Genomic DNA, 19,352 nt, shown 5'->3' with positions numbered 1-19,352 from the left:
CGAATTCCCATGAAGCCCGACGCCCGCAAGCACCTCCGCGCCAACCTGCTGATGCTGGGCGCCGCCGCGATCTGGGGCTCCGCTTTCGTCGCGCAACGCCTGAGTCTCGACGTGATCGGCCCGTTCCTGTTCACCGGGCTGCGCTTCCTGCTCGGCGCGCTCGTGCTGGTGCCGCTGCTGATGCTGAATCCGGCGTCGCGCACGCAACTCGCGGCGATTCGCCGCGAACCGGCGCTGCTGCTGCCCGGCCTCGCGCTCGGCGGGCTGCTCGCCGTGTCGATCTCGCTGCAGCAGGTCGGCCTGCAATACACGCGGATCGCGAACGCCGGCTTCATCAGCTCGCTGTACGTCGTGATCGTGCCGCTGATGGGCGTGTTCGCGCGCCACCGGATCGGCGCTGGCACGTGGTTCGGCGCGTTGCTGGCCGCGATCGGCCTGTATTTCCTCAGCATCGACGAGCACTTCTCGGTGCTCTACGGCGACTGGTTCCAGCTCGCGGGCGCCGTCATCATCGCCGCGCACGTGATGGCGGTCGGCCATCTCGCGAAGCGCCACGATCCGCTCGTGCTCGCGTTCCTGCAGTTCGCCGTGTGCGGCGTCGCGTGTCTCGCGGCCGGCCTGGCCGTCGAACCGGTCAGCGTCGCGATGCTGCGCGGCGCGCTGCCGACGCTGCTGTACGGCGGGCTGCTGTCGGTCGGGGTCGGCTATACGCTGCAGGTCGTCGCGCAACGCGACGCGGCGCCCGCGCACGCGGCGGTGATCTTCAGCATGGAAGGCGTATTCGCGGCGATCGCCGGCTGGGCCGCGCTCGGCGAAACGCTGACGCTGCGCGCGCTCGTCGGCTGCGCGCTGATGCTGGCCGGCCTGCTCGCGTGCCAGTTGCTGCCGAACGGCGACGCGCGGAAAAAGGACGAGGACGCGCTGCCGGCGTGACGCCCACCGTCCCTATAATGGCGATTCGCGTGACTTCCACGCCAACCGCTTCCGACAGGCCAGCTCCGTGACGTCCACTTCCGTCGATCCCGCCGCCGACCTGCTGCGCGAACGCGCAGCGCACTACGCCGCCCAGGCGGCGCTGTTCCTGCGCGACCAGGCGCTCTCCACCGCGTCGCACGACCTGCGCAGCCCGCTGAATGCGATGCACAGCTGGGCCTACGTGCTCGAGCGCCAGCTCGCCAATGCCGATCCGAACCTGCAGCGCGCGCTCGCGGGCATCCGCACGGGCATCGACCAGCAGGTCGCGCTGATCGATGGCGTGCTCGACGCGCCGCGCGCGGAAACCCGCACGCTCGCGCTCGCGCCGCGGCCGTTCGCGCTGCGCGCGCTGCTCGACGAAACGATCGCGCTCGTGCGTTTCACGCTCGCCGACACCCGCCAGGTCGCGCTCGACACGACGCTGCCGGATGGCGAGCCGTCGCTCACCGCCGATCGCGAACGCGTCGCGCAGGCGCTCTGGACCCTGCTGACGACGGCCGTCGAGGCCAGCGCCGCGGGCAGCCGCGTCGTGTTCGCCTGCACGCGCGACGGCGCACAGTTCACCGCGCGCGCCACCTGCACCGTGAACACCGGCGTGCTCGTCGATCCCGCGCAGCCACACGCGTTCGAATCGTTCGCCCGGCACGAGATGCTGCGCGAGCGCGACGCGAAACGCAGCGCATGGGCGCTCGCGCTGTGCCAGCGCGTCGCCCTCGCGCACGGCGGCACGTTCGCGCACGACGTGTTCGTCGACGGCGCACCCGCCACCCTCACGTTCTCGATTCCGTGCGAGGCGCCGGTGTAAGCAAGCGGCCGTCCGATACATTACAAAATCCTTTCCGGCTCTATACTGACGGGCCTTTCATAACCGGAGCGATTCTTTGTTACAGATCTTCGCGCTCATCGGCGCGTTGTTCCTGGTGGCCCTGAACGGGTTCTTCGTTGCGGCCGAATTCGGCCTCGTCAAACTCCGCGCGACGCGCGTCAAGACCCTCGCCCGCAAGCACGGCCTGCGCGGGCGCATCCTCGCCATCGTGCACGGCCGGCTCGACGCGTATCTTTCCGCGTGCCAGCTCGGCATCACGCTCGCGTCGCTCGGCCTCGGCTGGGTCGGCGAACCGGCGTTCGCGGAACTGATCGGCCCGCTGCTCGACCTGATCGGCGTCGAGTCCGAACGCGTCGTGCACCTGATCTCGCTCGTGTTCGCGTTCTCGCTGATCTCGTTCCTGCACATCGTCGTCGGCGAACTGGCGCCGAAATCGATGGCGATCCGCCAGCCGGAGAAGGTCGGCCTGTGGGTCGCGCTGCCGCTCTACGCGTTCTACTGGGCGATGTATCCGGCGATCTGGGTGCTCAACACCAGCGCGAACGCGGTGCTGCGGCTCGCGGGGCTGTCGGCCGACCACGGCGGCGATGCGCACTATTCGACCGACGAGCTGAAGCTGATCCTGCGCAGCCGCCGCAGCGCGGCCGGCAATGCGGCCCAGCCGGCCCGCGGCACATACAGCAACGACGAGTGGAACACGCTCGCGCATTCGCTCGATTTTTCGTCGATGACCGTGTCGGACCTGATGCGGCCGGCCCATGAAATGATCGGCCTGCGGCGCGACCTGCCGCTGCCCGACAACATGGAGATCGTCGCGCGGCACCGCTTCAGCCGCTATCCGCTGTTCGAGGATGCGTCGCGCGAACAGGTAAGCGGGCTGATCCACCTGAAGGACCTGCTGCTCGCGCGTCACGCGGGCGCCGCGCTCGCGGATCTGTCCGACTACGTGCGCCCGGTCCAGTACGTGAAGCCCGACACGCCGGCGCTGGAGCTGTTCCGCCGCTTCCGCAAGGGCGCGCCGCACTTCGCGCTGGTCGGCAACAAGGGCGAGAAACCGATCGGCTTCCTGACGCTCGACAACCTGCTCGGCGCGCTGGTCGGCCAGATCCACGACGAGTTCCGCCAGGGAGACGCCGACTGGAGCCGCCTCGACGACGGCACGCTGATGGGCAAGGGCAGCCTGCCCGTCGTGTCGCTCGAGCAGGCGCTCGGCATCGACATCGACGAAGGCCGCGCGGAATCGGTCGGCGGCCTCGTGATCCAGGCATTGAGCGACCTGCCGACCGAAGGGCAGCGCGTGTCGTTCGACCGCTTCGACGTCGTCGTGAAGAAGATGAACGGGCCGCGCATCGTGCTCGTGCGCGTCTATCCGAAGATCGCGAAAGAGGCCGACGAATGACGGCGGCGGGTTGCATCGCGCGATGAACGCGCCGCTGCCGCGCTGCTGCGTGATCACGCCGGAGCCGGCATCCGCATCGGCGGCCGATCGGGCCGCGTTCCTCGATCGGCTGTCGACCGTGCTCGCGCGCGGTGAAGCGCTCGTGCAACTGCGCGTGAAATCGTTCGACGCGGCCGCGTTCGCGTCGCTGGCCGCCGCGGCGCTCGCGCGCTGCAACGCGGCCGGCGCGCATCTGATGCTGAACGGCCCGATCGATGCAGCCGGCGTGATGCGGCTCGACGGCGCCGGCTGGCATCTCGACGGCCCCGCGTTGCGCGCGGTCGCGCAGCGGCCGCTGCCGGCCGGCCGGTGGGTGTCCGCCGCGTGCCACTCGGAAGACGACCTGCTGATGGCCGCGCGCGCCGGCGCGGATTTCGTCACGCTGTCGCCGGTGCTGCCGACGCTCAGCCACCCCGGCGCGCCGACGCTCGGCTGGGCGCGATTCGACGCGCTGGCCGCGCAGGCCGCGATGCCCGTGTTCGCGCTCGGCGGCATGACGCGCGCGCACCTCGACGACGCGCGCCGTCACGGCGCGTACGGGATCGCGGGCATTCGCGGGTTCTGGTAATTCGGTATGTTCCGGCCGCGCGGCCGTGCGCGACCGATGGCCGCCACGCCGCTTCACGCGTTCATCGGCTCATGCGTTCAGGTTCGCACGCCTGCCGCGCCATGAACCGTCGTCGAGGCGACGCACGTCGTGCGTCAGCGCGTAGCGATTGACGTCGCCCGTCAGCCACGCGACGAGCGAATACGGCGGCAACTCCCCTTCATCGACCCGGTCGCGCGCGCGTGCCGGCGTCTCGAACACCACCCGCCCGACCGGTGCATCGAACGGCAGCGCATCGGGCGACAGGTTCAACGCGATCGTCAACGTCTCGTCGTCGGCGAGCCGCCATGATGCGCACAGCGCGTCGGCATCGCCGTCGCCGTCCGCCTTCAGCGCATGGGCTTCCTGCGGCCGGCAATCGGTCAGCCTGGGCGCGATCAGCTTCGCGCGCACCGCGAGCGCCGACTGTACGAAATGCGCACGGTCGATGTCGCGCGCGGTTTCGTCGAAGACCAGCGGGATCTGCGGCGTGAGCAGCGACAGCGCGAGCGCGGCCAGACCGGCCGCCTGCCCGTGATCGCCCGGGCCGCTGTCGCGCCATGCGCCGTCCGACAGCACGAGCGACGTCAGCGACAGCCCGCTGTCGGCGGCCATCCCGTCCGCCGATGCGGCCGGCTGATACGCCGCGCCAGCCGCGGTCAGCGCGCGGGCGAGCGTGTGAATCGACTGGTGCGTGGAAATGCCTTCATGAGCCGACGTGTCGCGCCCGGTGAGCCGGTGCAGCGCGCGTTCGCCGCAACCGTTCCACTGCGCATCGAAATGGGTATCGGCGAGATGCGCCGGATGCCGCTCGCTGCCGAGCACGAGGTGGATCAGCCGGTCGGCCGGCACGGCGGCGCGCACGCGATCCGCGATCTCGCGCAGCCACGACACGCCGATCCGGTCGGCTTCGCGCAGGCGCAGCCCGTCGCAGCGGTATTCGTCGATCCAGTACAGCGCGTTGTCGCAGAAGAAATCGCAGACTTCCGGATGATCGAGCGCGAGCGGCGCGGCCTGCAGCGGATCGTCGCGCGTATGGAAAAACGGCCCCGCGTAGTGGCGCAGCGCGTCGGTGCCGCTGCCGAAGCGCGCGTAGTCGAGCTCCAGCAGCACCGCGAGACCGTAGCCGTGCGCAGCGTCGATCAGTGCCTTCAGCGCGTCGGGGCCGCCTTCGGCCGCAAGCGGCGCGAACGGCAGGCTGTCGTGCGGCGACGCGAGCAGTTCCAGCGCGGTCACGCCGAGACGCGCCAGCTGCGGCAGGCGACGGCGCACGGCGTCGAAGCCGCCCACCGCGTGCGGGCGGATCGCGTAGAGCGCGATGTCTTCCCACGCGCGCCCGTGCCAGAACGTATTGCGCCACGTGAACGCGCGCGGATCGACGACCTCGCTCGGGCCGTCGAGCCCGTCGGGCTGCGAGCGCGAGGCGGGATCGGGAATCGACACGGTATCGTCGAGACGATAGCGGTAACGCGCGCCCGCGCCGCAGTCGACGAAAACCTCGAACCAGTTCGGGCCGGCGCTCGTCATCGGCACGAGCGTCGGGCCGTAGCCGGTATCGAGTTCGAGCTCGACGTGGGCGCTGCCGGGCGCCCACACGCGGAAATGCGTGCGCGGCGTCGTGCACAGCGCGCCGCAGGGCTGCGCGCCAAACGGCAAACAATGGATGTAGTGCTGCGCGTACGGATCGTGCGGACAATCGGACATCATGCGCTCCTCGTGCGTACCGAGCGGCATGGCCGCGCCGATGGCGCAGCGCATCGGGGCCCGGCATGCGAAGGCCAGGCGGGGGGAGAGCACCGAGTATGCGCCGGATTCGCGACGTCGATGCATCGTGGTCAGACATTTTTAAATGCGAATCGACCCTTGGAAAATCGCGCGGGAAACCGGCCGGCACGCGCCCGCGAGTCGGGTAGTCGGCATACCGGAATGATTGCTCGTCTTGTTGCGCCGGCCGCGCGCACATACGCTCTGCGTCCTGTTCGCGGACATGTCGTCCGCCCCAACAACCCGAGGACCTGCCATGTCGCTTCCCGCCAGCGCCGCGAAATTCGATCCGTCACGCGCACACGACTACGCCGAGCAATCGCGCATCGCGCTCGCCGGCTACGATGCGTGCCACGAACTCACCGCATGCATGCTCGCGTCGGCGATCGGTGCGGCCGATGCGCGGATGCTCGTCGCCGGCGCGGGCGGCACGGGACAGGAAATCTGCGTCGCGGCCGCGCTCGAACCGGGCTGGCAGTTCACGGCCGTCGACCCGTCCGCGCCGATGCTCGCGCTCGCCCGCGCGAACGTCGAAGCCGCGGGCTTCGGCGCGCGTACGACATTCGTCGAGGACGGCGTCGACGCGTTGCCCGACGTGCCCGCGTTCGACGGCGCGACGCTGATCGGCGTGCTGCATCACGTGCCGGGCGACGACGCGAAAGCCGCGCTGCTGCACGCGATCGCGCGACGCCTGAAGCCCGGCGCGCCGCTCGTGCTCGCCGGCAACCATCGCCGCTACGCGGACCACCCGCGCCTGCTCGACGCGTGGCAGCAGCGCTGGCGCATGAAGGGCGCCACCCCCGACGCCGTGCGCGCGCAACTGGCGAAGATCCTGCAGGGCGCCGATCCGCCCGCGTCCGAGGAAGCCGTGTTCGCGCTGCTTCGCGACGCGGGCTTCGATGCGCCGCTGCGTTTTTTCGCGAGCCTGTTCTGGGGCGCGTGGATCGCGGTGCGGCGCGCATGACGGTCGATGCGGCCCGCGACGGCGCGCGTCACACGATTCGCGTACGCGGCGCATGGGCTCGGTATGATGGCGTTCCCGCCCCCTTCCGGCCTCGACATGCTGACCGTCCATCACCTGAACAACTCGCGTTCGCAGCGCGTGCTCTGGCTGCTCGAAGAACTGGATGTGCCGTACGAGATCGTGCGCTACGAGCGCGATCCGAAGACGATGCTCGCGCCGGCCGAATTGCGCGCGATCCATCCGCTCGGCAAGTCGCCCGTCGTGACCGACGACGGCCGCACCTTCGCCGAATCGGGCGCGATCATCGAGTACCTGGTCGAACGCTACGGCGACGGGCGCCTCGCGCCGCCGCCCGGCTCGCCCGAGCGGCACGACTACACATACTGGCTGCACTACGCGGAAGGGTCGGCGATGCCGCCGCTGCTGCTCAAGCTCGTCGCGCTGCGGATCGCGCATGCGCCGATGCCGTTCTTCGCACGGCCGATCGCACGCAAGATCGCCACGACGCTGCAGTCGGGATTCGTCGATCCGCAGATCGACCTGCATCTCGGCCATGTCGACGGCACGCTGGCGCGCAGCGGCTGGTTCGTCGGCGACGGCTTCAGCGCGGCCGACATCCAGATGAGCTTTCCACTCGAAGCCGCGACCGCGCGCGGCGGCGGCAGCCGGTATCCCGCGATCGCGCGCTTTCTCGACACGATCCATGCGCGGCCGGCCTACCGGCGCGCGCTGGAGCGCGGCGGCCGGTACGACCTGCTCAAATAACCGGCGTCAGCTCAGCAGCCCCGCCGCGACGTTGATCGACAAGCCGAGCACGGCCATGTTGAAGTAGAACGACAGGATCGATTGCGCGAGCACCGAGCGCCGCGCGGTGCGGTTCGCGAGCGACACGTCGGCCGTCTGCGACGCGACGGCGATCGTGAATGCGAAATACAGGAAATCCCAGTAGTCGGGCTCCGGATGCTGGTCCGGGAAACGCAGCGCGCGATCGCCGCTCGGCGAGCCGTAATAGAGCCGCGCGTAGTGCAGCGTGAAGATCGTCGGGATCAGGAACCACGCGCCGAACAGCGTCGCGCCCGTGATCGCGTAGTGGCTGAGCCCCGCGCGAAAGCCGACGCTCTTGGCGGTCGCGAGTTCGATCGCGATCGCGGCCACGCTCGCGATGGTCGCGAGGCACACGACGGTCAGCACGGTCGTCGCGTTTTCGTCCTCGCGAATCGCGACTTCGCGCACCTTGTAGTGATGCGCGGTGACCATGCGCACCCACATCAACGCCAGATACAGCCAGACCGCGCAATCCCAGCCGATCAGCGCCCGCGCGGTAGCGCGCAGCGGAAACGGCAGCAGCACCGCGCACAGCACGCCGGCGACGAACGCCGCGACCATGCGCGGCCGGTTGCGTAATACCTGCGGATAAAGCGTCATCGTGTGATTCCGAAAGCAGATGGAAAGGGTTCGGCCGCGTGCCCGGCAGCGCCGCCGCGCCGGCGTGAAACGCGCCCCGATTATCCTCATTCCATCGTCAGATGGCGATGGGTGCGAGCGCCCGAGGAGCGCCTAAGATAAGGGGATGACCGCCACCGCCTTGCTCTGCCGCCATCCCGCGAACACGGCCGGCCGCGACTTCGTCGTCGGCGACCTGCACGGCTGCGTCGACGTGCTGCGCGCGCTGCTGCACGACGTCCGCTTCGATCCGGCCCGCGACCGGCTGTTCTCGGTCGGCGATCTCGTCGACCGCGGCCCGGCCTCCGACACCGCGCTCGACCTGGTCGACCGACCATGGTGCCACGTCGTGCGCGGCAATCACGAGGAAGTGCTGAGCCTCGTCGCGCGCGGCAAGCTGCCGCCCGACGCGTGGCGCGGGATCGGCGGCGACTGGGGCGCCGACCTGCCGCCGGAACGGCTGCGCGCGCATGCGGCGCGCGTCGACGCACTGCCGCTCGTGCGCGTGATCGGCGACGGCGCGACGCGCTTCAACGTGCTGCACGCGGAATTCTTCGGCTCGGACGCGGATCTCGATGCCGGCAGCTATCCGCACGACGTGCGCGAGCGGCTGATCTGGGGCCGCGATCTCGTCCAGGGGCTCGCCGATCCGGCGGTGCAGGCCGGGCTGTCGCTGACCTGCACCGGACACACGCCGGTGCGTGAGCCGCAGCGGATCGGCGCGCAATGGTTCATCGACACGGGTGCGTTCGCGCCGGCCGGGCGGCTGACGCTCGCCGAGCCGCGCACCGGCCGCACCTGGTCGATGACGCAGGCCGAAGCGCGCGAGCGCCACGCGGGCGACTGGCCGCTGCCCTGATGCGCCGGCCGGCGCTTCGTCCCGCACGCGAACGCTAGCCGACCTGATTCAGTTCGAACACCGCATCGACGGCCGAGCCGTTCCAGTTGTATTCGAGATAGGCCGCATGCTGGCAGTCGCGCAGCAGCGTCGTGCGGAACGCGGCGAGACACTCGCCGCGCGGATCGCGCACCGACGGATAGACGATCCCCGCGCCGCCGGCATGGCGCACCGCGCGGCCGAACGCCTGCCCCGCGCCGTAGTCGACCGGATCCAGCAACGCGGGGTCGCGCTGCGGCCACGTGCGCACGTCGACGACGTCGCCGTGCGCGAACACGGTATAGAGCCGCATCTGCTGGCGCATCGGCGGCTCCTTCGTCGCGGCGAGGAACAGCCCGCTGTGATAGCGCGTTTCGGCGATCGCCGTGTCGCGCGAGCGCGTGCAGTAGAACACGCCGTAGCTGCCGTCCGAAAAGCGGCTGCCCAGCGGATTCAGGTGCGTGAACGCGGCCATGATCGGCCCCCAGCCCTGCCCGTAGCGGCGCTCGGCCGGCGGCACGAGATCGAGCGTGCCGACTTCGTTGCGGATGCGGTCGTTGGTCAGCGATTCGAGCGCGTAGAGCGCGTCGAAATCGTCCGCCGATGCAACGCGGTCGAACAGGTTGATGGCCGGAAAACGGGTGGGAATCACGCGATAGGCTGGCGCCCAGTCGACGGTGGTCGTGGGCCACCGGGTGACTTCGATCGGTGTCGTCACGCCCAGCCACCCCGCATTGCGTCAAGATATTGCCGGACGGCCACCAGATCGCCGACGTTGCCGGCCAGCATCCGGTCGAGCGCGCGCTTGCCGCCGAACGGCGCCGCATCGTTGGGCCGCTTGACCCACGCATCGGCCGCGGCCGGTTGCGGCAGCAGGATCTGCAGCGCCTTGTAGATGCCGAGCAGCAGCGATAGCCGCTCGAGCGTATCGCGCGGCAGGCGTGCCGATTCCGGCGCGGCCTTCCACTTGAAGAACGTCGAGCGGCCAGGCGACCCGAGCAGCACGATCTGCTCGTCGATCGTCAGTTCCCAGTCGCGCGCAATGTTGAAAAACGCACGCAGGCCGGCCGCGGACATCTGCGCGACCGAAGCGTGCGGCACGGCGGAATGCGAATCGTACGCGGGCTGTGACATGATCGTTAGTCTCTAAATGAATTTACTAACAAGGTTAGTCCATTATCGTATTTTTGCAAGGGTCGCACCCATCGATCGTCACACCGATCCGCCAGATCGATATTTTTTGTCCATTCTGGACTCTTATTTTATTTTCTGCGTTAATGGCCGTGCGGACACCGCGTCACGGCGCGGGTCGCGTCCGTGGAGACCCTGTCGCACGGAAACCGGATGCCCCACGCCAAGGAACGCACCATGAAGAGACTGATTGCCGCCGTTTCGATCGCCCTGCTCGCGGTATCCGCAGGCCCCGCCGTCGCGAAGGACTGGACCACGATCCGCTTCGGCACCGACGCCAGCTACGCGCCGTTCGAGTCGAAGGCGCCGGACGGCAAGCTCGTCGGCTTCGACATCGACCTCGGCAACGAGATCTGCGCGCGCCTGAAAGCGAAATGCGTGTGGCTCGAGAACGATTTCGACGGGATGATTCCTGCATTGAAAGCGAAGAAGTTCGACGCGGTGCTGTCGTCGATGTCGATCACGCCGCAGCGCGCGCAGCAGATCGCCTTCACGACGAAGATCTACAACCAGCCGACGCGGCTCGTGGTGAAGAAGGGCTCGTCGCTGCTGCCGACCGCCGAATCGCTGAAGGGCAAATCGATCGGCGTCGAGCAGGGCACGACGCAGGAGACGTATGCGAAGGCGTACTGGGGCAAGCAAGGCGCGAACGTCGTGTCGTACCAGAACCAGGACGGCGTGTATGCCGACCTGATCGCCGGGCGCCTCGACGCGGCGCTCCAGGATGAAGTGCAGGCCGCGATCGGGTTCCTGAAATCGCCGCGCGGCGCGAACTACACGTTCGTCGGGCCCGAGCTCGTCGACGAAAAAGTGCTCGGCATCGGCGCCGGCATCGGCCTGCGTCAGCAGGACACCGACCTGAAGGCGAAGATCGATCGCGCGATCGCCGACATGGTCAAGGACGGCACCTACAAGCGACTCGCGTCGAAGTACTTCGACTTCGACATCTACGGCGGTTGAAAAACGGCGTCGCGCGCGTACGGGTACTGCTCCCGTCGCGCGCGTCCGACCGCCCCTCCCCTTCAACCGGATGGCAACGGCGGCGCGTGGTTCGCCGTTGCATCGAATGCCTGTCTTCCCGCATCGCGCGCAGCACGATGCGTCGACCATCGTTCGGGTAACGGATCAATCGTTCGCGGAACAGATAGTCATGCGAACGGACCGCGTGCCGCTCGGGTCAATAGGCGAAGATCGGACGTCGCGGTATCGGCGCCCGCGTGCACATGCCCATGCGGATCGGATTCGCGTGCAGGAAAGTGCCGACCCGGCGCGGATGACCGGCAACCAGCCGGATCCGCCTCGCACCGGGCGCGGAGAGATGGCCTGTCGAGGCATGCCGGTCTGCCGCAAGCGCGACGTTCGAGCGGCGATGTCCCGAATCACTGCGATCGCGGCCTGCGGACCGCGGCGTGTGATGATCGATCATTTTTCTACCCCGTTTGCTGTCTGATGTTTGTTCCGGCAACCGGACGATGCCGATGCCCCGGCGATCGGGCGACGACGTTCCCTGCTCGCCGTGACGCGGCCGCTGCACCGCGCACGGCCGCCGCATCCCCGCGGACTGCATCCTGGCCGGCAGCGGCGGCTGTCGCCGCCCGACCGGACGGATCTCGCGCCGTCGACTCTCGCATGCCCTTCTTCGCAAGGACCGGGCCAGCGCTGCGCGAGCCCGGCAGGACAAGGCGGTGACCGGACCGGCTGGCGGCCGGAACGGGCGTGGAATGCCGGAAGTTACGAAACTGAAACATCGGCGCCGCGGCACGCGCCGGCCGCGCAACGGCGGGGCCTTGCGGAATAAGGCTGAACAATGGAGCGCGGAATTTTTACCGGCGGCGGGCTGGCCGATCGGCCCGGTTCGCCGCGGAAATTCGCGTGGCGGCCAACGCGAAATGTTTCATGCGCTTTACATGCCGGCGGCGGCAACGCGCACCGCAGGTCGCTGCCGGACGCTGGACGCTACGACCGATCGCATGGCTATACTGCGACACCGCTCCACGCGACTTCACGCAAACGCCCGCCCACGATGATCCGTACCTTCCATGCCGCCGAGCGCGCGAGACTGATCCGCTTCGGCGTGTCGGGCCTGGGCTCGACCGCGCTGCATGCGCTGATCGCCGCCGCGATGTTCGCGCTGTTCGACGCAACGCCCGTCGTCGCGAACGCGACCGCGTTCGTCTGTTCGACCGCGTTCTCGTATCTCGCCAACACGCTGTGGAGTTTTGCGTCGACGGTGACATGGGGCAACTTCGTGCGCTTTCTCGCGGTCGCGATGGCCGGCCTCGCCGCGACGATGCTGCTGGCGCGCGGCACCGACGCGCTCGGGCTCGCCCGTGCATGGAGCATCGTCGCGGTCGTGCTGTGCGTGCCGCCCGTCACGTTCGTGCTGCACCGGCTGTGGACCTATCGGTGAGCCGCGCCACACGCATCGCACACGCCGCTCATCCGACCCGCTGATGCTCCGCGTCGCCCGACGGCGCGCCGTCGTGCCCGCCACTGTCGCCGTTTCCGCCGTTGCCGCCGGTGTTGTCGTGATCGTTCAGCCCGTGCTCGATCATCATCCGGTAGAGCGTCACGCGTGAAATGCCGAGTTCGGCGGCGGCCTTGTTGATCCGGTGGTCGTTGCGCAGCAGCGCGTTCTCGATCGCGGTGCGCTCGGCCAGCGAGCGCGCCTGCTCGAGCGTCACCGGTTCGGTTTCCCCGGGCGTGTCGAGCCCGAGATCGTGCGGCGTCAGCAGCCGGCTCTCGGCCATCACGATCGCGCGCCGCACGCGGTTGATCAGCTCCCGCACGTTGCCGGGCCATTCGTAGCGCCGCATCGCGTCGAGCGCGGCCGACGTGAAGCCGCTGATCTTGCGGCCGCTGTCGGCCTTGAATTTCTGCAGCACGTAGTGCGCGAGGATGTCGATGTCCTTGCCGCGTGCGCGCAGCGGCGGCTCGTGGATGCGCAGCACGCACAGCCGGTGATAGAGATCCGCGCGGAAGCGCCCGGCCTCGACCGCGCCGTCGAGATCGACGTGCGTGGCCGAGATGATCCGAACGTCGACCGGGATCGATTCCTGCCCGCCGAGCCGCTCGATCTTGCCTTCCTGCAGGAAGCGCAGCAGGCTCGCCTGGCTTTCGACCGGCATGTCGCCGATCTCGTCGAGAAACAGCGTGCCGCCGTTCGCCGATTCGATCCGGCCCGCGCGCCGCTGGTTCGCGCCGGTGAACGCGCCGCGTTCATAGCCGAACAGCTCCGACTGCAGCAGGTGATGCGGGATCGCGCCGCAATTGATCGCGACGAACGGCCCCTTGCCGCGGCCGGAGCGCTCGTGAATCGCGAGCGCCGTCAGTTCCTTGCCGGTGCCCGATTCGCCCGAGATGAACACGCTCGCATCGGTCTTCGCGACCTTGCGGATCGTGCTGAACAGCTGCTGCATCGCCTCGCAGTTGCCGATCATCCCGTGTTCGCCGATCGACGCCGCATAGGCGGCGCCGTCGACGCGATCGAGCGCGGCCATCCCGCGCGCATGGCCGAGCACGTGCGAAATCCACTCGTACGGCAGCGGCAGCGTCACGTAATCGAAACAATAGCTGCGGATCAGTTCGCGCACGGCGGGGCCGATCGTGATGCCGGCCTGCGCGATGGAAATCCAGCCGATCGCCGGCTGGCTCAGGCACATCTTCAGCGCGGGATAGTCGCGCGACGTGAACCCGGTGAAATCGACCAGACCGGCGGCCACGCTCACGCCGGAGGTCATGTTCTGCGCGGCGCCGGCCGTCTTCGCGACCGCGATCTCCCAGCCGAGCCCGCGCAGTTGTGCGAGCAACGGCTCGTCGGGCGTGCGCATGATCACGAACAGCTTGCGTCCGGCCTCGGGAGCGGTGACGGACATGTCCGTCATCTCGGGCGCCGCCTGCCCGTTTGCGTCGGGTGACCTTGCAACCATCGTTGTTCCCCGCTTGGCGTTGGTATCGCGCGCCGGCTCACCGCCGCGTACGACGGACACGATCGAACCGACATATTGGCCGTATTTCCGTCCGAATAAAATCCCCCTGCGCATGAATCGCGCCGGAGGTAGACGTTGTCATGAACGGTATATCGATACGGCCGGCCTGCGGCTAGATGGGTGTTATCCCGGAGGCGGGCACGGCGCGCGACCGGAACGGACCGCCGCCGCGCGCGCACAGCCGCGCCGGTGCTGGCGCGCGGCGATTGCGTGCGACGCGGCGCACGCCGATCGGCGCGCCGGCGCATGCGCGTGCAACCGGTCGGCCGGGCAGGCGGGCGCCCGCGCAACCGGTTCCGGTTGATTTGCGTCAATCGTCGGAAGCAGTCAGATGATGCACGCACGCAACATGCGCGGCGCCCGCCGTACGGCGGGCGGCCGGGTCAGCGGCCCGACGCGAGCGGCGCCGGCGCGTTCGCGCGGCCGCGGCCGGCCGGCGTACCGCCGTGCTGGCCATAGCTGGCGGCCAGCGCATCGACCCGCGCGAGATGGTGGCGATTGTCGTGATCCCACGGGTGGAAGCCCGGCCGGAAAAAGCTCAGCCATTCGCCGGCGATGCGCGGGAACAGCCCGCGGCGCGGCCCATACAGGAACGCGATCACGCGCAGCAGGCCGCGCACGTGATGGCCGGCGCCGCGATCGCGCCACAGCAGCGTCACATGGATCAGGAACACGGTCGGCCAGAACGTCAGCGTCGTCAGCAGATACACGCCGATGCGGATCAGGTAACGGCGCAGCCCCGGCTTCATCGCGGCATTCCACACGTCGAACGACACGGCCTTGTGCTCGGTTTCCTCCAGCGCGTGCCAGAGCCACATCTGCCGGTAGCCTTCGACCGAACCGGCCAGGCGCGTCGGGTCGCCCAGCAGCCAGTCGGCGAGCATCGCCGTGTAGTGCTCGGCCGCCACCGTGTGCGCGAGCTGCACCGAATGCGGCAGCTTGCGCTTCATGTAGCCGAGCACCGTCCACACGCGCTTGTCGAGCTTGCGCGCGGGCAGCCGGTTCGCCTGCATCAGCTCGTTGTATTCGACGTGCTCGCGCGTGTGCATCGCCTCCTGGCCGATGAAGCCGAGCACCTGCTGCTTCAGCACCGGATCGTCGATCCGGTCGCGGTAATTGCGCACCGAATCCATGAAGAAGCGCTCGCCGGCCGGAAACAGCAGCGACAGCGCGTTGAAGAAATGGGTCACGTGCGACCCGAGGCCATGCCAGTCCTTCGCGCGTTCGACCGGCAGGTCGAAGCGCAGATCGCGACGCACCGGCATGATCCCGGCTGCGGTGGCGGAAGCGGCTGACTTCATGTTCATCTTTCTCCTGGTGCGGAGCCACCCGGCGCATCGTCCGACGCGGCCGGCGCAAGCCCGGGCGGCACATCGCGCACCGCCAAATCATGACATCGACAGATGTAAAGATAGGCCGCACGCGCCGGCGCACGCAAGCCGCGCGGTAGATGCGCGCTTCCAAACAGGGCACGGTCGGAAAGGCGGAAAAAACGGCGCTCGAACGGCGCCTGGGCCCGGTGCGATTCGAACGCGCGGACGCGCGGGCGAGCGAGATGCCAGGCCCGATACGGCGCGCCGCTATCGGGCCGCAAGCCCCGTGTGGCGGCCATTTCGCCGCCTCTGGCGCCGGTCGTGCAACCCGCGGCAACGCGTGCCGGTCGCATCGATTCATACGCGCAGCACACTGCCGTGGTGCAACCTCGGCGCCGCGACGCGCGAAAAATTCAAACGCGCGTTCCAATGGCGTTTCGGGCGATCCCGCGCGCGGCGCTCCGCCGCGCCTGGCGACACGCTTGCCGACACGCGCACGGCGGCGCGAGATCCGCGCACGCCGGCCCGCTGCGCGCTCGCCTACAATAGCGGTTTTACGTCACGCTCTTTCAGGAGAAATCATGTCCGTCATCACGACCGAATCGGGCCTCAAGTACGAAGACCTGACCGAAGGTACCGGCGCGGAAGCGCAAGCCGGCAAGACCGTCAGCGTCCACTACACGGGCTGGCTGACCGACGGTCAGAAATTCGATTCGAGCAAGGATCGTAACGACCCGTTCGCGTTCGTGCTGGGCGGCGGCATGGTCATCAAGGGCTGGGACGAAGGCGTGCAGGGCATGAAGGTCGGCGGCGTGCGTCGCCTGACGATCCCGCCGCAACTCGGCTACGGCCCGCGCGGCGCAGGCGGCGTGATTCCGCCGAATGCGACGCTCGTGTTCGAAGTCGAACTGCTCGACGTCTGAGCGCGCATCCGGCCGTTTTCTTCCCGATGGAACGCATCGCCTCCCCCGCCATCGCGCTGCGCCGCTACGCCACGTGCGAAGCGTCGGATGTGCACGACTTTCACCAGGTCGTGCTCGGCGTCGATGGCGCGATGGTGATGGCGGTGGACGGAATCGGCCGGCGCATCGACCGGCACGCGGCCTGGCTGATTCCGGCCGGCGCGCGCCACGACTACGCGGGCCTCTGCGACAATCGCCAGCTCGTGATCGACCTGCCCGCCGCGTCGCTCGCGGTACCGCAGCGGCTGTTCGACCATGCGCGCGCCGTATCGATCGACCCGGCGCTCACGTCGCTCGTCGCGCAAATCGCGGCGGCGGCCATGCAACACGATGCGCCTGCCGGCGACGCACGGCAGGCCGCCGCGCACCGTTTCCAGTGGCAGGCCGCCGCGCGCCTGTGCGACGCGCTGCTCGACGATGCAGGCATCGCCGCGCCCGCGTCGGGCCTCGATTTCGCGCGCATCGACCGCTGGCTGCGCGCGCGGCTCGCCGAGCCGCTGCGCATCGCGGATCTCGCCGCGCACTGCGGCTACGGGATGCGCCGGTTTCATCAACTGTTCGTCGACGCGTTCGGCGAAACGCCGCATCGCTACCTGCAGCGGCTGCGGCTCGACGCCGCGGTCGTGCTGCTCGCCGACGGCCGGCATTCGCTCGTCGACATCGCGGGCAGCGTCGGCTTCGCCGATCAAAGCACGTTCACGCATGCGTTCACGAAGCGCTTCGGCGTCGCGCCGGGGCGCTGGCGCGGCGAACGGCACTGAACGCATCGGCCTCGCCGAATACGTAACGACGCACGTAGCAGGCAGCACGCGTCGGCATGCGTATCGACGCTTCACGTCCCGCTGAAACATCGCGTGCCCGTCGCCGCCTACGATGGACGCATGGATGCGACGCCACCGTCCCCTGCTTTCCCGTCTGCGCCCACGCGCGTCGTCGCCACCGTCGGCATCGGGTTCGTCGTCACGCAGCTCGACGTGACGATCGTCAATATCGCGCGCGCATTTCGCCGCCGACCTTGAATCAGGTCGTCACGCCAACGACAGGACGTCTTCCTGAAGCGACTCGCGTAGCCGGCCGGGCCGGGCCGCGCCCGTGCTTCCGCGCCGAATGCCATCCGACGGTACAACCCTCGCACATGACGCTCACCGCCGTGCCGCACCGGCCTCTTCATCGATCTTCCTGACGACTGTATCGGCCGCCTTCACGGGCCGGCCGTCGTCGTGCCGCAGCGCGAGCTTGCGGATCGCGCGCCCGGTGCCGCGGTCGACCAGCACCGAATGCGGCTCGCCGCGCGCGAACAGGTTGGCCTCGCCCCACTGCCGCAGCATCACGATGACCGGAAACAGCCCCTCGCCCTTTTTGGTCAGCACGTACTCCTGATACGCGGTGCCGTCGGACGCCGGCACGACGTCGAACACGCCGGCGTCCACCAGCCGCTTCAGCCGGTCGGACAGGATGTTGCTCGCGACGCCGAGACTCGCGCGGAAATCGCCGAAGCGGCGCACGCCGTCGAACGCATCGCGCACGATCAGCAACGCCCAGCGATCGCCGACGATGTCGGTCGCACGCGCCACCGGGCACGGCGAATCCGCAAGACTTTTCTGCCTGGCCATCTTCCTCTCCGCAATCGCGCCGGCCGCCTTCGCGGGCATGCCGGCCATCCGTGCACGGGCCTTCGGCCCGCCACCCAACAAGTTGCATTTTAAAACCACTTTCCCTACACTCCAAACAAGTTTCAAATTGCAACTACATTGCGTGAGGCAACCATGGAGTCGTCCTGCCGTTCCGGCACCGTTGCATCGAACGCGCGAACCGATGCGGTCCATCCGGCCGATGGCGGCCGCCTGTCGTCGGCGCGTGTCGCGCTGCTCGCCGTCTGCTGCGCGGCGAGCGTCGCGAACGTCTACTACGCGCAGCCGCTGCTCGATTCGATCGCACGGGATTTCGGCGTGTCGCAGGCCGCCGTCGGCGGCGTCATCACCGCGACGCAGCTCGGCTGCGCGCTCGCGCTGCTGTTCGTCGTGCCGCTCGGCGACCTGCTGGACCGCAAGCGCCTGATCGCCGTGCAGCTTCTGCTGCTGACCGCGGCCTGCATCGGCGTGGCCGCCGCGTCGACACGCGTCGCGCTGGTGGCGGGAATGGCCGCCGTCGGATTGCTCGGCACCGCGATGACGCAAGGGCTGATCGCGTGCTCGGCCGCCCTCGCCGGGGCGGGCGAACGCGGGCGCGTCGTGGGCGCCGCGCAGGGCGGCGTCGTGGTCGGATTGCTCGCCGCGCGCTCGGTCGCGGGCGTCGTCACCGACATCGCCGGGTGGCGGGCCGTCTATCTCGTATCGGGTGCGCTCGCGATCGCGATGCTGGTCGCGCTGTCGCGGCTGCTTCCCGACATGCGCGAGCCGCGCGAACGCATCGGTTACGCGGCGCTGCTGCGCTCGATGGTGTCGCTGCTGCGCGAAGAACGCGTGCTGCGCGTGCGCGGCGCGATCGCGCTGCTGATGTTCGCGGCGTTCAGCATCTTCTGGAGCGCGCTCGTGCTGCCGCTGAGCGCGCCGCCGCACGCGATGTCGCACACGCAGATCGGTGCGTTCGGCCTCGTCGGCGCGCTGGGCGCGGCGGCGGCCGCCCGCGCGGGCCGGCTCGCGGATCGCGGGCACGGTGAAACGACGACCGGCGCCGCACTCGCGCTGCTCGCATGCGCGTGGCTGCCGCTCGCATTCGGCAATACGTCGATTGCGCTGCTGATCGTCGGCATCGTGCTGCTCGACGTCGGCGGACAGGCCGTGCACGTCGTCAACCAGAGCATGATTCTCGGCGCGCGGCCCGACGCGCAGGCGCGTCTCGTCGGCTGCTACATGCTGTTCTATTCCGTTGGCAGCGGGCTCGGTGCGATCGCGGCGACGATGATGTATGCGCGCGCCGGCTGGACGGGCGTCTGCGTACTCGGTGCAGGGGTGAGCGTGGCCGCGCTCGGCGTATGGGTTGCGACGCTGCGGCGCGCTTGATGCGTGCCGGTCGGGCGGACGG

General features: G+C 69.1%; 21 protein-coding genes. 13 read left to right on the top strand and 8 right to left on the bottom strand.

Features of this window, described 5'->3' with window-relative positions; all coding sequences use genetic code 11:
- Positions 1-9 precede the first annotated feature (9 nt).
- From CFB49_RS19430 to CFB49_RS19415, 4 genes are all read left to right on the top strand, one after another.
- Positions 10-933 carry a DMT family transporter gene (locus CFB49_RS19430; protein ID WP_069618530.1) on the top strand — a complete coding sequence of 308 codons (924 nt, stop codon included), beginning with the start codon at positions 10-12 and terminating at the stop codon, positions 931-933.
- Between the two features lie 67 nt (positions 934-1,000).
- Positions 1,001-1,780, top strand: a complete 780-nt coding sequence (locus tag CFB49_RS19425; protein WP_089436152.1) for a sensor histidine kinase — start codon at positions 1,001-1,003, stop codon at positions 1,778-1,780.
- 76 nt (positions 1,781-1,856) lie between these two features.
- On the top strand, positions 1,857-3,200 hold the full coding sequence (locus CFB49_RS19420) for a hemolysin family protein (RefSeq protein WP_069618532.1): 1,344 nt from the start codon (positions 1,857-1,859) through the stop codon (positions 3,198-3,200).
- A 22-nt stretch (positions 3,201-3,222) separates the two neighbouring features.
- Positions 3,223-3,807, top strand: coding sequence for a thiamine phosphate synthase (locus CFB49_RS19415; RefSeq protein WP_089436151.1), 585 nt, complete (start codon positions 3,223-3,225; stop codon positions 3,805-3,807).
- A gap of 69 nt (positions 3,808-3,876) precedes the next feature.
- Here CFB49_RS19415 and CFB49_RS19410 read toward each other — a convergent pair whose 3' ends face one another.
- Positions 3,877-5,529, bottom strand: coding sequence for a DUF3459 domain-containing protein (locus tag CFB49_RS19410; RefSeq protein ID WP_089437059.1), 1,653 nt, complete (start codon positions 5,527-5,529; stop codon positions 3,877-3,879).
- A gap of 316 nt (positions 5,530-5,845) precedes the next feature.
- Between CFB49_RS19410 and CFB49_RS19405 the strand changes: the two genes are divergently transcribed.
- Entirely contained in the window at positions 5,846-6,553 is a 708-nt protein-coding gene (locus CFB49_RS19405; RefSeq protein ID WP_089436150.1) for a class I SAM-dependent methyltransferase, read from the top strand.
- Positions 6,554-6,649: 96 nt separating this feature from the next.
- Positions 6,650-7,318 carry a glutathione S-transferase gene (locus CFB49_RS19400; RefSeq protein ID WP_069618534.1) on the top strand — a complete coding sequence of 223 codons (669 nt, stop codon included), beginning with the start codon at positions 6,650-6,652 and terminating at the stop codon, positions 7,316-7,318.
- 6 nt (positions 7,319-7,324) lie between these two features.
- Here CFB49_RS19400 and CFB49_RS19395 read toward each other — a convergent pair whose 3' ends face one another.
- Positions 7,325-7,978, bottom strand: a complete 654-nt coding sequence (locus tag CFB49_RS19395) for a DUF1345 domain-containing protein (RefSeq protein ID WP_069618535.1) — start codon at positions 7,976-7,978, stop codon at positions 7,325-7,327.
- Positions 7,979-8,123: 145 nt separating this feature from the next.
- Between CFB49_RS19395 and CFB49_RS19390 the strand changes: the two genes are divergently transcribed.
- Positions 8,124-8,855, top strand: coding sequence for a metallophosphoesterase (locus CFB49_RS19390; protein ID WP_089492070.1), 732 nt, complete (start codon positions 8,124-8,126; stop codon positions 8,853-8,855).
- Between the two features lie 34 nt (positions 8,856-8,889).
- Here the strand turns inward: CFB49_RS19390 and CFB49_RS19385 are convergent, their stop codons facing one another.
- Positions 8,890-9,591: an RES family NAD+ phosphorylase gene (locus tag CFB49_RS19385; RefSeq protein ID WP_069618537.1), complete on the bottom strand. Its 702-nt coding sequence runs from the start codon at positions 9,589-9,591 to the stop codon at positions 8,890-8,892.
- Positions 9,588-10,007 carry an MbcA/ParS/Xre antitoxin family protein gene (locus tag CFB49_RS19380; protein WP_069618538.1) on the bottom strand — a complete coding sequence of 140 codons (420 nt, stop codon included), beginning with the start codon at positions 10,005-10,007 and terminating at the stop codon, positions 9,588-9,590. The genes CFB49_RS19385 and CFB49_RS19380 overlap by 4 nt, the downstream gene beginning before the upstream one ends.
- Before the next feature lie 234 nt (positions 10,008-10,241).
- Between CFB49_RS19380 and CFB49_RS19375 the strand changes: the two genes are divergently transcribed.
- Positions 10,242-11,024 (top strand): ABC transporter substrate-binding protein, encoded by a 783-nt coding sequence (locus tag CFB49_RS19375; protein ID WP_069618539.1) that lies wholly within the window; start codon positions 10,242-10,244, stop codon positions 11,022-11,024.
- A gap of 217 nt (positions 11,025-11,241) precedes the next feature.
- Here CFB49_RS19375 and CFB49_RS19370 read toward each other — a convergent pair whose 3' ends face one another.
- Complete coding sequence (locus CFB49_RS19370; RefSeq protein WP_084044237.1) at positions 11,242-11,490, bottom strand: hypothetical protein; 249 nt, start codon at positions 11,488-11,490, stop codon at positions 11,242-11,244.
- A 597-nt stretch (positions 11,491-12,087) separates the two neighbouring features.
- Between CFB49_RS19370 and CFB49_RS19360 the strand changes: the two genes are divergently transcribed.
- A complete protein-coding gene (locus CFB49_RS19360) occupies positions 12,088-12,474 on the top strand; it encodes a GtrA family protein (RefSeq protein WP_089436148.1) in 387 nt (128 codons plus the stop codon).
- A gap of 28 nt (positions 12,475-12,502) precedes the next feature.
- Here CFB49_RS19360 and CFB49_RS19355 read toward each other — a convergent pair whose 3' ends face one another.
- The gene (locus CFB49_RS19355; RefSeq protein ID WP_069618541.1) at positions 12,503-13,993 is read right to left on the bottom strand and encodes a sigma-54 dependent transcriptional regulator; all 1,491 of its coding nucleotides are present in this window, start codon (positions 13,991-13,993) and stop codon (positions 12,503-12,505) included.
- Positions 13,994-14,436: 443 nt separating this feature from the next.
- Positions 14,437-15,354: a metal-dependent hydrolase gene (locus tag CFB49_RS19350; RefSeq protein ID WP_089492788.1), complete on the bottom strand. Its 918-nt coding sequence runs from the start codon at positions 15,352-15,354 to the stop codon at positions 14,437-14,439.
- A 593-nt stretch (positions 15,355-15,947) separates the two neighbouring features.
- Between CFB49_RS19350 and CFB49_RS19345 the strand changes: the two genes are divergently transcribed.
- The 3 genes from CFB49_RS19345 (at position 15,948) to CFB49_RS36390 (ending at position 17,347) form a co-directional block, all read left to right on the top strand.
- Positions 15,948-16,289: an FKBP-type peptidyl-prolyl cis-trans isomerase gene (locus tag CFB49_RS19345; RefSeq protein ID WP_006479474.1), complete on the top strand. Its 342-nt coding sequence runs from the start codon at positions 15,948-15,950 to the stop codon at positions 16,287-16,289.
- 26 nt (positions 16,290-16,315) lie between these two features.
- On the top strand, positions 16,316-17,089 hold the full coding sequence (locus CFB49_RS19340; RefSeq protein WP_089492069.1) for an AraC family transcriptional regulator: 774 nt from the start codon (positions 16,316-16,318) through the stop codon (positions 17,087-17,089).
- Positions 17,090-17,209: 120 nt separating this feature from the next.
- Complete coding sequence (locus CFB49_RS36390; RefSeq protein WP_179234911.1) at positions 17,210-17,347, top strand: hypothetical protein; 138 nt, start codon at positions 17,210-17,212, stop codon at positions 17,345-17,347.
- Positions 17,348-17,470: 123 nt separating this feature from the next.
- On the opposite strand, the gene CFB49_RS19335 is transcribed toward CFB49_RS36390, so the two are convergent.
- Positions 17,471-17,941, bottom strand: a complete 471-nt coding sequence (locus CFB49_RS19335; protein ID WP_179234923.1) for a winged helix-turn-helix transcriptional regulator — start codon at positions 17,939-17,941, stop codon at positions 17,471-17,473.
- A gap of 153 nt (positions 17,942-18,094) precedes the next feature.
- Here CFB49_RS19335 and CFB49_RS19330 point away from each other — a divergent pair, with 153 nt between their 5' ends.
- Entirely contained in the window at positions 18,095-19,330 is a 1,236-nt protein-coding gene (locus CFB49_RS19330; RefSeq protein ID WP_089492067.1) for an MFS transporter, read from the top strand.
- The last annotated feature ends 22 nt before the right edge of the window (positions 19,331-19,352 follow it).

The organism is Burkholderia sp. AU17457 (assembly GCF_002223255.1).
Lineage (GTDB): Bacteria > Pseudomonadota > Gammaproteobacteria > Burkholderiales > Burkholderiaceae > Burkholderia > Burkholderia sola.
This window is presented reverse-complemented; position numbering and strand designations above follow the sequence as displayed.